Origin of the sequence: Microcystis sp. Msp_OC_L_20101000_S702, assembly GCF_007095705.1 — a bacterium.
GTDB classification, from domain to species: domain Bacteria; phylum Cyanobacteriota; class Cyanobacteriia; order Cyanobacteriales; family Microcystaceae; genus Microcystis; species Microcystis ichthyoblabe_A.
The window spans coordinates 1-13,984 of record NZ_SFBO01000062.1; the positions used below are offsets into that span (position 1 = coordinate 1).

The 13,984-nt window shown below is 43.3% G+C and carries 11 protein-coding genes and 1 pseudogene; 4 read left to right on the forward strand and 8 right to left on the reverse strand.

Annotated features, from left to right (window positions below):
- The 3 genes from EWV60_RS06475 to EWV60_RS06485 form a co-directional block, all read left to right on the forward strand.
- Positions 1 to 1,398, forward strand: a 1,398-nt coding sequence (locus EWV60_RS06475; protein ID WP_287231619.1) for a S8 family serine peptidase, incomplete at its 5' end; no start/stop codon positions are given.
- Positions 1,399 to 1,608: 210 nt separating this feature from the next.
- The gene (locus tag EWV60_RS06480; protein ID WP_223213090.1) at positions 1,609 to 1,788 is read left to right on the forward strand and encodes a type II toxin-antitoxin system RelE family toxin; all 180 of its coding nucleotides are present in this window, start codon (positions 1,609 to 1,611) and stop codon (positions 1,786 to 1,788) included.
- A gap of 15 nt (positions 1,789 to 1,803) precedes the next feature.
- A complete protein-coding gene (locus tag EWV60_RS06485) occupies positions 1,804 to 2,004 on the forward strand; it encodes a hypothetical protein (RefSeq protein WP_002778483.1) in 201 nt (66 codons plus the stop codon).
- Here EWV60_RS06485 and EWV60_RS06490 read toward each other — a convergent pair.
- The 6 genes from EWV60_RS06490 to EWV60_RS06515 all read right to left on the reverse strand — a co-directional run bounded on the left by EWV60_RS06490 (position 1,962) and on the right by EWV60_RS06515 (position 11,220).
- The gene (locus tag EWV60_RS06490) at positions 1,962 to 2,216 is read right to left on the reverse strand and encodes a DNA cytosine methyltransferase (protein ID WP_002778482.1); all 255 of its coding nucleotides are present in this window, start codon (positions 2,214 to 2,216) and stop codon (positions 1,962 to 1,964) included. The genes EWV60_RS06485 and EWV60_RS06490 overlap by 43 nt on opposite strands.
- A 179-nt stretch (positions 2,217 to 2,395) precedes the next feature.
- A complete protein-coding gene (locus EWV60_RS06495; RefSeq protein ID WP_002763237.1) occupies positions 2,396 to 2,728 on the reverse strand; it encodes a type II toxin-antitoxin system Phd/YefM family antitoxin in 333 nt (110 codons plus the stop codon).
- A 68-nt stretch (positions 2,729 to 2,796) separates the two neighbouring features.
- Positions 2,797 to 7,401 carry a glutamate synthase large subunit gene (gltB, locus tag EWV60_RS06500; protein WP_287231620.1) on the reverse strand — a complete coding sequence of 1,535 codons (4,605 nt, stop codon included), beginning with the start codon at positions 7,399 to 7,401 and terminating at the stop codon, positions 2,797 to 2,799.
- 300 nt (positions 7,402 to 7,701) lie between these two features.
- Entirely contained in the window at positions 7,702 to 8,589 is an 888-nt protein-coding gene (locus EWV60_RS06505) for a succinate--CoA ligase subunit alpha (protein ID WP_287231621.1), read from the reverse strand.
- 168 nt (positions 8,590 to 8,757) lie between these two features.
- Positions 8,758 to 9,942 (reverse strand): ATP-grasp domain-containing protein, encoded by a 1,185-nt coding sequence (locus EWV60_RS06510; protein ID WP_287231622.1) that lies wholly within the window; start codon positions 9,940 to 9,942, stop codon positions 8,758 to 8,760.
- Between the two features lie 60 nt (positions 9,943 to 10,002).
- Positions 10,003 to 11,220, reverse strand: coding sequence for a hypothetical protein (locus tag EWV60_RS06515; protein ID WP_287231623.1), 1,218 nt, complete (start codon positions 11,218 to 11,220; stop codon positions 10,003 to 10,005).
- Between the two features lie 947 nt (positions 11,221 to 12,167).
- On the opposite strand from EWV60_RS06515, the gene EWV60_RS06520 reads away from it, so the two are divergent.
- Positions 12,168 to 12,842 carry a hypothetical protein gene (locus EWV60_RS06520; protein ID WP_287231624.1) on the forward strand — a complete coding sequence of 225 codons (675 nt, stop codon included), beginning with the start codon at positions 12,168 to 12,170 and terminating at the stop codon, positions 12,840 to 12,842.
- 53 nt (positions 12,843 to 12,895) lie between these two features.
- Here the strand turns inward: EWV60_RS06520 and EWV60_RS06525 are convergent, their stop codons facing one another.
- Complete coding sequence (locus tag EWV60_RS06525) at positions 12,896 to 13,834, reverse strand: GDP-L-fucose synthase family protein (protein WP_130757147.1); 939 nt, start codon at positions 13,832 to 13,834, stop codon at positions 12,896 to 12,898.
- 12 nt (positions 13,835 to 13,846) lie between these two features.
- A pseudogene (locus tag EWV60_RS23140) lies at positions 13,847 to 13,984 on the reverse strand (GDP-mannose 4,6-dehydratase); the annotation flags it as partial.

Here is a 13,984-nt window from a genome sequence, read left to right on the forward strand (position 1 = left end):
AACAATGATGACGATGGCAATGGCTACGTTGATGACATTCGCGGTTGGGACTTTGCCTACAACGACAATAACCCCAGTGATGTTTATGGTCACGGAACCCATGTTTCGGGAACCATTGCGGGAAAAGGTAACAATGGGGTCGGCGTGACAGGAGTGGCTTGGAATGCCAAAATCATGCCCCTGAAGTTTTTGAATGATCAAGGATCAGGCTATACCTCCGATGCCATCTTGGCAATTAACTATGCGACGACCAAAGGAGTTAAGCTCACCAATAATTCCTGGGGAGGCGGCGGTTTTAGTCAAGGACTCTACAATGCGATTAACGCGGCGGGTCAGGCAGGGGCTTTATTTATTGCGGCGGCTGGTAATAATTCGGCTAACGCAGATATTAATCCCATGTATCCCGCTGCCTACGACCTTGCTAACATTGTTAGTGTTGCCTCCACCACCCGCACCGATTCCCTCTCCTGGTTTTCCAACTATGGCTTAACCAGCGTAGATTTGGGTGCACCTGGTTCAGACATTTACAGCACTATTCCAGGTAATAGCTATGGTATTAAATCTGGGACATCCATGGCCAGTCCCCATGTCACTGGGGCGGCGGCTTTGTTGTGGTCACAAAATCCTACTTGGACAGCCCAACAGGTGAAAAACGCCTTAATGAACACGGGCGACCCCCTGGCATCCCTTGCCGGTAAAACGGTTTCTGGTAAGCGGCTCAATGTGTTTAAGGCTTTGGGAGGTACTAATCCTAATCCCCCAAACTTGCTTACTATGCAAAGATGGGCGACTCGTCAAGGTGGGTTTTGGGATGCTCAACAGTGGCTGGCGGGTGATTTTAATGGAGATGGCAAAGATGACGTAGCTAAAGCCTTTAATCAGGGTGGTCTAGGTAGTGTTGATGTTCATGTTTCTAATGGCAGCAGTTTCTCCATGCAGCGATGGGCAACTGGTCAAGGTGGGTTTTGGGATGCTCAAAAGTGGCTGGCGGGTGATTTTAATGGAGATGGGAAAGATGACGTAGCTAAAGTCTTTAATGATAATGGTCTAGCTAGTATTGATGTTCATGTTTCTAACGGCAGCAGTTTCTCCATGCAGCGATGGGCAACTGGTCAAGGTGGGTTTTGGGATGCTCAACAATGGGTAGTGGGTGATTTTAATGGAGATGGAAAAGATGACGTAGCTAAATCTTTTAATGAGGGTGGTCTAGCTAGTATTGATGTCCACATTTCCAATGGCAGTGGTTTCTCCATGCAGCGATGGGCGACTCGTCAAGGTGGGTTTTGGGATGCTCAACAATGGCTATCTGGCAATTTTAATGGAGATGGCAAAGGTGATTTGGCTAAAGCCTTTAATGAGGGTGGTCTAGCCAGTATTGATGTTCACACTTTAATTTAAATTTAGTGCGATCGCCTTTATGTGAACTGAAATTCCCAAAGGCGATCGCCTTACATGAAACAAAATTTTAAAATGCGATCGCCTAAAAAACCCTAATTGGGGGGGAGCGTTAACATTATCTTAGCCTTGGCAGTAGCTGACTGGGTGAGGGGGTCATCAGGATTTTAGCAGACTTAGCTTGAAGTAACGGTTAAATTTCTGGAATCCATTATCCGTAAACCAGAAAAAAACTTCTGGTTTACGGATAATTTACAAGGAGATGTCAAGCAATTAAAGAATTTTACGCCTAATTATCGCTTAAGGGTGGGTAACTATCGAATTCTATTTGAGGTTGAAGAAATCACTTTAGTGATTTATCGTGTTAAACATCGACAAAATATCTACAATTAAATTAAGGAGAAAACAATGATTGAATTACATCCTGAATTCTTAATCAAAAATGGCAAAAAAGAATTTGCTGTTTTAACTTATGAGGAGTTTGTGAAAATTAAAGAAATCTTAGAAGACTTAGAGGATTTGGAAGATTTAATACAAGCAAAAGAAGAAGAAAAAGATAGTCAAACTTATTCTCTAGATGAGGTTAAGAAGATGCTAAATATTGATTGATTGCTTGTATCTTGCTTTAATTCTACTATTTCGCAGATGGGAAAAAATAGAGTTCCCCTTGTATCTCTAAATCCGGCTTGTTTTCCTACTTTTCGACAGTTTTCGTCTATTTCACAAGAATATACACAGTCATAACCAACGCTCTCGACAGCTAATCTAAACCCTCCAATACCAGCAAAAAGATCGATAAATCTGAGTTTTTCGTTTGTCATTGCCAAATTATGACATCAAAGATAGCCAAAGTGAATATATCCTAAATTTTAGCAAATGTTCCGACTTATGCAGCGATAAAAACTGTAGTCTAAATAATTAAGGTTAATATGTCCCCATATAATCAATTTGGAGATACTAGATTAGGTATAATTGAGTAAAAACTCGCACAATTTCGGTTTCAGACTTCTGCGGCTTTTTCTTGCTCAATCTCGGTCTCCAATTCTTGACGTAATTCTTCTAGAGAAGTGGTGGCAGCTGTCTGAGATAATCTTTCTTGTGACCAATTTAAGGACTGAAAAAGTCGTTGAGCGTTAGCTGGAGAGCGCAAAAGATAAACTTCTTCTAATAAAGCGGATAATTCGTCAGCAGCAATCAAGGCCACATCATGATGACCCTGACGTTGGACAATAACGATCGAGTTTCCCAGTTCTACTTGTTCTAAAACCTGAAGAAAATGTTCTTGTGCTTGGGTATAGCTAGTATAGGTGGTGGGGATGGGCAGCATGGCCATTAATCAACTCCGCAGTCAAAAAATTAATCAATGGGTGCGTTAACCAAGAGTAACGCACCCCAAAGAAATTACACCGAAGTTAAGGTTTTCTCCGCGCTAATTTGCGCTTCGGGACTATCCGCTTCCGAGGGAGGGACCACTTGCCAGAATTGACCGAGATAGCTATCCCAATTAGCTAAAATTAACTTACCTTTGGGGCTATTAGTGCGTTCTACATGGGCCTCAATTAAAGATTTTAACTGTTCCGCACCGGCAGCCGTGGCAACCCGTTGAATCTTGACAATTTCGGGGTTGAGTTTCTCCGGTAGGGAGGGATCAAGGATATAAGCTAATCCTCCCGTCATCCCGGCGCCGACGTTGCGACCGACGGAACCAAGCACGACAATTACCCCCCCGGTCATGTATTCACAGAGGTGATCCCCGGCCCCTTCGATAACCGCTTTTGCGGTGGAATTGCGGACAGCAAAACGTTCACCAGCGCGACCATTAGCGTATAATACCCCACCGGTGGCCCCGTAGAGACAGGTATTACCGATAATAGCGTTATCTTCGGGCTGATAATTGGCGTTTTGGGGCGGTACGATGACAATTTCGCCGCCGTAGATGCCTTTACCCACATAATCGTTAGCTTCTCCCTCTAAATGGAGATTGACACCGGGTAAATTAAAGGCTCCGAAACTTTGACCGGCCGCACCCTGGAAATTGAGCTTAATTTCGCCTTCAAAGCCATCATTACCGTATTTTTGGGCAATTACCCCCGCAATTCTCGCCCCGACAGAGCGATCGGTATTGACAATCCTGTAGGTTTTGCTGACGGTTCCCTGTTGCTCGATCGCCTGTTTAATCTCGCTATCGGCTAGAATATCGTCATCGAGAACAGCACCGTTACTATGTACTTCCTCGTGCTGCAACCAAGAGCGATCGCTGCGGCCATCGGGTAAATTCAACAAACAATCGAGATTGAGGGATTCTGTCTTAGTTAAACGAGCATCGGAGCGCACTTTTAACAGATCTGCCCGGCCAATCACCTCATTTAAACTGTGATAGCCTAATTTCGCTAATAATTGCCGCGTTTCCTCGGCCACCAAAGTAAAGAAATTGACCACATGAGCGGGAATTCCTGGAAAACGAGTGCGGAGACGTTCCTGCTGGGTAGCGACTCCCACAGGGCAATTATTCGTGTGACAGACGCGGGCCATGATGCACCCCTCGGCAATCATGGAAATGGAACCAAAACCGAATTCCTCCGCACCCATCAGAGCAGCCATGAGGATATCCCAACCGGTTTTCAGTCCTCCATCTGCACGCAAAATCACCCGATGACGCAGTTGATTTTCCATTAACATCCGATGCACTTCCGTTACTCCCAATTCCCAGGGACTACCCGCGTGTTTGATCGAACTTAGGGGTGATGCACCTGTACCACCATCGTGGCCGGAAATCTGGATAATATCAGCGTTAGCTTTGGCAACTCCGGCCGCAATTGTGCCGATACCGATCTCGGCCACTAATTTGACGGAAACTTTGGCCCGGGGGTTAATTTGGTGTAAATCGTAGATTAATTGCGCTAAATCTTCGATCGAGTAGATATCGTGGTGAGGAGGGGGAGAAATCAAAGTTACTCCCGGTTTCGATCGCCGTAACATGGCAATATAGGAACTGACTTTTTTCCCGGGTAATTGACCTCCTTCTCCCGGTTTTGCTCCCTGGGCCATTTTAATCTCTAGCTGTTTTCCACTCATTAAGTATTCGGGAGTGACTCCAAAACGACCCGAAGCTATCTGTTTAATGGCAGAATTAGCCGTATCACCGTTTTTTAAGCCGTTTAGATGGGGCATGGTCACGGAATGTCCTTCTACATCCACATCGTTTAAGCTGGTGTAACGGATCGGATCTTCTCCCCCTTCTCCGGAATTGGACTTACCTCCGATACGATTCATGGCGATCGCTAGGGTTTCGTGTGCTTCCCGGCCCAAGGCACCGAGGGACATTCCCCCTGTGCAGAAGCGTTGCAGGATACTTTCGATCGATTCTACTGCTTCGAGGGGAATTGAGGCTCGATCGCTGTTAAATTCTAATAAATCGCGCAATGCAGTAACGGGTCTTTGCTGCAAGATTTGACGATAGGTTTCGTAATGGTCGTATCCTTGACCTTGGGAGTGAGCGGCCACGGCTTTATGGAGTGCTTTCGCCATTTCCGGGGAATTCATGTGGTATTCTCCCCCCGGACGGTAGTTGACAAAACCGTAGTTTTCTAGTTTTTTGGCGGTAAGATTGGGGAAAGCTTTACTGTGGAATGCGATCGCTTCTTGGGCCACCTCAGCAATGCTTAAACCCCCGACGCGACTGGTAGTACCGTTAAAAGCTAGTTTAACTAAATCTGCCGATAATCCGATCGCCTCGAAAATTTGCGCCCCATGGTAGGAAGATAGGAGAGAAATACCCATTTTCGAGAGGATTTTCAGTAATCCTGCTTCTACGGATTTGCGGTAATTAATTAGGGCTTTTTCGAGGCTAATAGCTTCTAATTTGCCATTTTCCATCAATTTCTGAGTTTTTGGCTCGATCCACCACTGGGCGATCGTTTCTAACGCAAGATAGGGACAGACTGCGGAAGCGCCATAACCAATTAGACAAGCGAAGTGATGGGTACTCCAACATTGGGCCGTGTCGATAACGATCGAAGCTTTTAAACGCAAGTGTGAGCGAATCAGGTGATGATGGACGACACCAACAGCTAATAAAGGGGGAATATAGCTAGTTTTTTCGTCAATAGAAGCAGTCCTGTCACTGAGAATTAAAATTTCTGCTCCCGATGCTACTTTCTTGGCGGCCTCAGCGCACAAATTAGCGATCGCGGTTTCTAATCCCCCCGGTCCGGTGGTCAGATCATAAAGGGTAGAAAGTTCGGCTGTTTTGTAGCTAGAGGTTTTAACTTTGACTAATTCCGCATTATTGAGCAGAGGAGAGTCTAATTTCAGTAAATGTGCGTCATCAACCCCTAATTTAAGGATATTGCCCCGTCGTCCTAGATACATAGTCAAGGACATGACTAAACTTTCGCGTAAAGGATCGATGGGGGGGTTAGTAACTTGGGCAAAACGTTGTTTAAAGTAATCGTAGAGAAGATGGGGTTTACTGGAGAGGACTGCTAGGGGAGTGTCATCACCCATACAGAAAGTCGGTTCTTTTCCCTGTTCTGCCATGGGGACGATAATCATATCCACATCTTCGGCAGTATAACCGAAAGCGGTTTGCAGGGGAAGGAGATTACTAGGGGTGGGAATGTCTATCGCTGTTTCTTTGTCAATAAAGGTGCGTTGGGATTTCACCCATTCACCGTAGGGATTAGAGCGGGCAATTTCCTGTTTAATCGGCCAATTACGCTTAATTTCGCCTTTTTCTAGGTCAACTGCGATCATTTGACCGGGGCCGAGACGACCTTTTTCGATAATGGTGGTTTCATCGAGGGGAATAGTTCCCGCTTCCGAGGAAACGACGATATAACCGTTGTTAGTAATGCTATAACGGGCCGGTCGCAAACCGTTGCGGTCCAAACAAGCGCCGACGATTCCCCCGTCACTGAAGACCAGTAAAGCCGGACCGTCCCAGGGTTCCTGTAAACCGCTATAGTATTCGTAGAAGTCGATAATTTCGGGATAATTCTGTAAATCCGGCTGATTATTGTAGGCCTCCGGCACTAGGATCATAGCCGCTTCTAGGGGACTGCGGCCGGTTCTCACCAATAATTCTAGGGCGCTATCGAGGTTATAGGAGTCGCTGTTAGCGGGGTTAACAATGGGAGTCAGGGATTGTAATTCTTCGTGGGTCCAACCTTGGGTTTCTAAAGCGGGTTCCCGGGCCGACATCCAGTTAATATTGCCCAAAAGGGTGTTAATTTCGCCGTTATGACCCAATAAACGCATCGGTTGAGCGAGAGGCCATTTCGGTTGGGTATTGGTGCTAAAACGTCGGTGATAAATAGCGAATTGACTGCTATAGGCGGGATTTTGCAGGTCTAGATAGAATTCTCGCAGGATTTCGCCCCGTACCATCCCTTTATAGACAATGGTGCGACAGGAAAAGGAACAGAAATAGAAATCATCGGCCAGTTGCTTACCGACTTCAGAACGGGCAATATAGAGTAGGCGATCGAATTGAGAACCGGCTAAATCGGGGGAAGTCACCAGAATTTGCTCGACGTAGGGTTGATTTTCCCTTGCTTGTCTTCCGAGGACTTGGGGACGGACGGGAACAGTGCGCCAACCTAAAATCTTAATATTATATTTATTGACAATTTCCTCGATATGTGCTTTAGCCTCGGCTCGTTCTTGGGCCGCTTGGGGAAGAAAGACCATCCCCACCCCTAGTCGCTCAGATTCCGGCATATTTAAGCCATTTTCGGCGAACCAAGGAGCGAGGACATCTCTGGGGATAGCGGTCATCATACCGGAACCGTCCCCGGAATCCTGATCGGCGCTGCAGCCTCCCCGGTGTTCCAAACAACCTAAGGCTAAAAGGGCCTGTTCAATCAGTTGATGGCTGCCAGAACCGCGCACATCGGCAATAAAACCGACTCCGCAAGCGTCCCGTTCCTCTACGAGCCATGGGGGACCCCAATAGGGATCGATTTGGTGTATATTGTCGGTTTTTAGGCTATTTTGTTGCGCCATAGAAGTTATCCTTAGGGTCGTTGTCTAGAAGGGTGGGATAGTTGGTCTGCTGAAAGGGTCAATCTAGAATAGAATTTTTTTTGATCTTGCCGTTTCGATTGTCGCTGATTTTTCCTAATTTTTGCCTGTTGCCGTCTTTATCTTGGCCGGTCTGAGGAATCACAGGTGATCTACCATGATATAGTAGCTCTCAGGAATTGTCATCGAAAATCCCCTGGATGGGGTGAAACATCCTGTTAGGTGCTTATTTTGACAGAATATTGTCTGATTATAAATATTATTGGAGCAATGGGGTCAAATTCAGGACAAGACTTTAGCTAAAGAGGCAGGTAAATCGGCTAATTTTTCTACCACTGTCACCCCAGCTTCTTGAAAATGACGTAAGCTATCTTTTCTGGTATTCTTAGCGGCAACAGAGTAGGAAAGTTGGTTAGAAATAATTGTTTCTGTATCGCCGAAATTGGTTTCAATCGATGCATTTAACCCGACAAGATAGGCAATCACTGGTTTTTCAATTGCCGAGGCAATATATTTGGCTGCCTCGATTTCGGCCTTTCCCCCCACCTGACTGACGAGGAGAATTGCCTCGGTATTGTCATCTTCCTCAAAAACCTGCAACCATTGGGACAAATTGGAGCCAATAATGCCGTCAGTCCCCAAATTTACCGCCATAGATTCACCATACCCGGCTGCTGTTAAAGTTTTCGCCACTTCATCCCCTATGCGATCGCCGCGGGTGATCAGACCGATTGTCCCCGATTGATAAAAATTCGGTTCACAAATACCCAACCAAAGATAATTGGGAATAATCACACCCTGGCTGCCGGGGCCGAGAATTAATGTTCCGGTGGTACTAGCTATCTTTAATAATTCCACCAGATCCAAGGGGGGAACTCCGGGGGTGACGATAATTAATTGGGGGATGGCTGCTGCGATCGCTTCTAAGGCCGCATCTAGGACTTGATTGGGGGGGACTAAAATTAAACTGGTCTTGATTTCTCCGGCTTCAGCAACGGCCTCAGCCACTAGATCAAACACTGGTATCTCTGCGATTATCTCACCACCGTGGCCACTAGCCACCCCCGCTACTAAACAGGTTCCCTGAGCTTTCAATCGTGCCGCATAATATTTGCCTAGGGGTCGATCGATCCCTTGCATAATTATCTGATCTTTATCTGTCCATTTCATATATTAAGTGTTGGGAGTTGTTTCAGTAATCAGTAAACAATAATCAGTGATCAGTAAACAGTAATCAGTGAACAGTAATCCGCTTCTGAAGGCAAGAGTCAAAGGTTTTAGATTCGTCCCTTGTGAACTGAAAACTCACATCTGATAACTGATAACTGATCACTGATTCTAGGCTAATTTAATGGCTGCAGTGACCACCTCTTCTAAAGACTCTAACCAATGAAAGTTAACATCAGCTAAACTCTGACTGAGATCGATCGCTTTGCTGTCAGCTAGGACGCGAAAAATTATTTGTGGTAGGGTGGGATTGAGAAAAGATCGGGGTTCCAAGGTTTGTCTTTCCTGTCGGGTGGCCCGGATCGTTCGTTCACCACTGCCCCGGCTGGGTGATAATGGGCTATAACTGCGGTAGTAATTGCTAATAGTCTCGATCGCTTTTTGGCCAAAGTCGGGATAACTGACAATATCAACGATAACCACTTTTAAATCGGCCAATAGTTGGAATTGTTGCAGACCGGCCTCTATTTGCTCGTTTAATTGCTCTAATTCTAGTCTTTCCTCCAGTATAAGCCAGGCTGCTAGTTTTGCCCCTTTGCCTGCCAAGGCATCCCAGACAGTGGACATCAAACCCTGGCCATTACTGATCACGGCTATTTGGCCGGTTTGATCAATTATCGACCAAGGGGATTGTAATTGGGGAGGGGTCAGGGCCAGAAGATCGAGATGTCTAGCTAAAGCGGCATCATTAACACTTATTTTGCCATCTAGGGCCATCACTTCCCCAGCTTCGTTGATACCCAGGGGATTAATCTCGATAATATCGAGATCTTTGCTGACAAAGAGACTATACATTTTTTCGAGAATTTGACTGATAGACTCGATCAAAGACCCTCTTAAACCCATAGATACGGCTAATTGCCGACAGAGATAGGGGGAAAATCTCTCTTCAATGACCACTTTTTGCATGGTTGCCAGTAAACTGTCCACATCCATCCCCCCTTGACTCGCACCGAGTAAAACTGGTCTTTGCAGATGATAATCGAGTAAAATGGCTAAAAATATCTCCTGTTGCGGATTATACCTGGCTTCTGCTAAGATTACCTCTGGATATTCTCCGGCGATCGGTAAATGAAAGATAGCATGGGCAGCAGCGATCGCATCAATGGTATTAGCGACAAATTTTACTCCTCCTGCTTTTCCCCGTCCTCCCGCTCGTACCTGGGACTTTAGCACGACCGGATAGGGAATGTTTAATCTTTTTAGTCCCCCCGGTTCGTGGATTGGTTGGGAAGGTAAAATGGGGATGCCGACTTGAGCAAATATTTCCTTGGCTTGGTATTCGAGTAAATCCATAATTGATTAGTTGATAAAGTGGCGGTTCTCTCTTTGCTCGTTTCGGTAGCTTGGGGACTATTAACTATCATAAGTTTGTGCAGTACCACAATGATAACAATAAGGTAAATTTTTATAAGTTAACTCATGGCAATGATGACATTCTACATATTGATAATAACCGCAATGGGGACAATGAGCATCTTGATTTTTAATCGTTTTAGCGCAGTTAATACATTGTGATTTTTGTACTCGTTTTGCTGCTTGAGACTTGGTATTAAAAACAAACTTTTGCAAAAATTTAATAACAGCAAAACCGAACAAAGGGATTAACAGAATATAAACATATTGAACTAAAAATACTAAACCTCCAAAGATAGCACCGATAATATCAAAAATGAATTGTGCAATAATACCAATTTGCAAAAATTCAAAAGCTTTGAAAATTAAAGGAATGAAGAAAATAACTAATAAATGCCAACTAATTAACGCTATTAAACCATAGCCGCGACTTTGGGCATACTGATTCACTAATAACGCAATAATTATTAATGGTGCTAAAAATAAAACCTGAAAACCTAATTGAATGCTAGGATACCAAAAAGACGCATTTTTATAACCAGCTTCCACATCATTAAATTTACTTTCATTTCTCATGAAAGCAAGTAAATTTTGACTCGATGGTTTTTGTAGTAGTTCATTTTTTAGCTTAACAATTTCTTCTTTGATTTTTGATATTTTTTTATTATTTTCCTCTAGTTTCTGTTTTGCCTCTTCCGCTTTTACCCAGTTTATCGAATTGTTGGCAGACTGTCCAGCAATTTTCTCTAATAGGGTAGAATCATATTGACTTCTAATAATTCTATTATTATTTTCTAGTATATTAATATTATCTTGTTTTGTTTGTATTTTACTTAATAAAGTTTTATTTTCTTTATTATTTAACTTATTTTTAATATCAGCATATTGCAAACAAATTGGAGAAACTTTACCTAAATGTCCTATTTCTTCATCTTGATAATTATTTCTATAATCAACTAAAAAAGTTGTAATTAAATCATAATCTCTATCTGGACTATTATTTTTCTTGTAACTTTGCCATGCGCTGTAACAAGGATATACTTGTTGGGGGCTTAAATGCCACCTACTAATATCATCTAATCCTGTAAAAACATTAACTAAGATGAAAATATCAACAATTATTATTACCAATAAACTTACTTTATTTAATGGTTTATCATTAATCCTTCTTGATCTCCTGAAAAACTGATTCCACAAATTATTAAGTTTAGTAAACATAATCTACTCCTAAGTACAGGACAAAAAGGATGATATTTGGAAACTTCCCGCGCTCTCCCCTATGAAGATTATTTTAGCAACAGCATCCGGTTCGCGGGTGATGGGGGAGAATATTTTTGGCTTACTTGATCGCAAAACTTAAAGTTAATTGTGTCATTATGGGGTTAGAGGCGAGACTTTTTTAGCTATCCACCTCTGTGAGTCTAGCAATCTTTCACTCTCTCTATTTCTATCTTTAGTTGGCTTATTTCTCATCTTTCTGAGGTAGGGTGGCCGATGTGTGATTTGGCTCATAGGCATTGGGGGTGGTTCGGGTTTATGAGCAAGGTTATCTACAAGAGGAGCTTATGGATAAATTTATTGGTTTGAGTATGCTGATTTTTGGGTTTGTAATGATGGCCTTTAATCCAGCAGTTGGGGTGCTAGTGGCTCTTTTTGGGTTGATCGTGACTTGGAATAGCGAGAGAACTGTTTCTGTTCGATCACAGGACAGGGATAGGGTTCCTTGTCCTCATTGTGCTGAGTTAATTCAACCGAAAGCGAAGGTGTGCCGTTTCTGTGGGGCCAGGTTTAGATGACCCCTTGTCCTGAGTTTGGGATCGGTGGCAACCCGATCAGAGGTTTCTTCAGTTTTTTGTCACAATTGTTACATTTTTTCACAGATTCTAATTCGATCGGGTGATTTTTTTTGATAGGATTGAACCTATAATCCTATCATAAATAGTTCTTGTTCTCCATTAACCGTGCCAAACTAAGAACTGCGGACAAATCAAGAGTTTTGGCGTTCCAATAGACCAAATAAACTAATAACTGGCAATTACTCGAAAATCTCAGTCATTTTTTTGCTAAAATTCTCCTTTTTCCCACATTTTCTTGCTTGGAAACAAACTTTTTTCCGCTTTCGTCTCTATCTTTAACTCGCTCCCACTAGGAAACTCAAGGGTAAGATGCTAAATTTTCAAAAGCAGGGTCGTCATCATCCTCTGACCCTATTAACAATGCTTTTAAGTGCTTCTTTCGTTGTGGTCTCCCTTTCCTTGACTCCTGCGATCGCACGTCAATTCGCCCCGATTAACCAGATTAAACCGATTCCTTTGGGGAATGATCGATTAATTCCTGCTGGCACAGATATCCCTGTAAAATACGAGCAAGGGGAAAAAATTCTTTTAACCAAACAGGAAACTTTTTCTTTATCTCTGACCGTAACCGATAATATTAAAAACTCCCAAGGACAGACAATTATTCCCGATGGTAGTCAGATTATCGGAGAAATTAAACCTGACGGTCAAGGTTCCCGTTTTCTATCCCAAAAAATCTTTTTAAAAACCCCTCAACCCCAAGAAAAATCTATTGATGCTATTTCGGCAGTTTTCACTCGTCTAGAAAGGATAATTAAAGGAGTTAACCCCGATAAAATTATCCAGGGTGCAGTATTAGGAAAATCCGCCGCTTCTGTCCTCGCTTCCTTTATCTCTGACCAACCGGTTAGCGAGATTATACGAGGAGGAGGATTAGAAGTATTAGCCGGCTGGTTATTACGAGGAGAATCGGTGGAATTATTGTCAATTAACCCCAAGGAAGATTTAAAATTAACCCTTCGTTCTGATTTTACCGGTCAGTAAGCTTAAAAGAATCTGGTGTGTTAGTTATTAATCTAACACACCAGCTATCGAGACTAGGCGGCGTTTTGCCGATACCATTCAATGGTTTTTTGCAAACCTTCTTTAAATTCCATTTGAGCAACAAAACCGAATTTTTCCTGAGCGCGGGTTGTATCTAAACAGCGTCGCGGTTGACCATTCGGTTTATCTATTTCCCAAACAATTTCGCCATCAAAACCCATTAAATCACAGATTAATTCCACTAAATCTTTGATAGAAATCTCATAATTTGTACCAAGATTAACCGGGTCTGATTCATTATAGAATTGACTGGCCATGACAATGCCTCGCGCTGCATCGGTGGAGTAGAGAAACTCCCGGGTTGGACTACCATCTCCCCAGACAGGAAGTTGTTTATCCCCCCGTTGTTGTGCCTCATAAACCTTGCGAATTAAAGCAGGAATTACATGGGAACTACCCGGATCAAAATTATCCTCCGGCCCGTATAAATTCACCGGTAAAAGATAAATTCCGTTGAAACCATACTGCAAACGATAGGACTCTAATTGTACCAATAAAGCCTTTTTAGCGATACCATAAGGCGCATTGGTTTCTTCGGGATATCCTGACCATAAATCGTCTTCATGGAAAGGTACTGGAGTAAATTTTGGATAGGCACAAATTGTCCCCACACAGACAAATTTTTGCACTCCTGCTAGATAGGCAGCGTGAATTAATTGGGTTCCCATCATCAAATTATCATAGAATAATTCGGCGGGTTTTTCCCGATTAAGACCGATACCTCCCACATGGGCAGCCAAATGGATAATTAAATCTTCTTCGTTGGCTAAACGTTGACAGTTTTCCCAAACTCTTAAATCACAATCTTTAGACCGAGGAATTGTAATTTTTTCGGGATTTGCCCCTGCTGCAATTAATTGATTAACTACTTGCCGACCTAAAAACCCAGCCCCCCCGGTGACAACGATTCTTTGTTCGCTTAAATTCAGCATATTTTTACCTCTTTAATCCACAGTTGTCATCGAACGATTGCGAAGATAAGCCAAATCTTTTAATAACTGTCCGCTATCACCACCGTTATTAAGATTAATCCCCAAAGCCGCTAAATCCGCATCTACCATTAATTTTACCAGTCCCTCGAA

Bases quoted from the DNA above. Each gene is read 5' to 3' on its own strand.
- EWV60_RS06485 (WP_002778483.1), top strand. From the start codon at position 1,804: ATGATTGAATTACATCCTGAATTCTTAATCAAAAATGGCAAAAAAGAA.
- EWV60_RS06490 (WP_002778482.1), bottom strand. From the start codon at position 2,216: ATGACAAACGAAAAACTCAGATTTATCGATCTTTTTGCTGGTATTGGA.
- EWV60_RS06495 (WP_002763237.1), bottom strand. From the start codon at position 2,728: ATGGCCATGCTGCCCATCCCCACCACCTATACTAGCTATACCCAAGCA.
- gltB (WP_287231620.1), bottom strand. From the start codon at position 7,401: ATGGCGCAACAAAATAGCCTAAAAACCGACAATATACACCAAATCGAT.
- EWV60_RS06505 (WP_287231621.1), bottom strand. From the start codon at position 8,589: ATGAAATGGACAGATAAAGATCAGATAATTATGCAAGGGATCGATCGA.
- EWV60_RS06510 (WP_287231622.1), bottom strand. From the start codon at position 9,942: ATGGATTTACTCGAATACCAAGCCAAGGAAATATTTGCTCAAGTCGGC.
- EWV60_RS06515 (WP_287231623.1), bottom strand. From the start codon at position 11,220: ATGTTTACTAAACTTAATAATTTGTGGAATCAGTTTTTCAGGAGATCA.
- EWV60_RS06520 (WP_287231624.1), top strand. From the start codon at position 12,168: ATGCTAAATTTTCAAAAGCAGGGTCGTCATCATCCTCTGACCCTATTA.
- EWV60_RS06525 (WP_130757147.1), bottom strand. From the start codon at position 13,834: ATGCTGAATTTAAGCGAACAAAGAATCGTTGTCACCGGGGGGGCTGGG.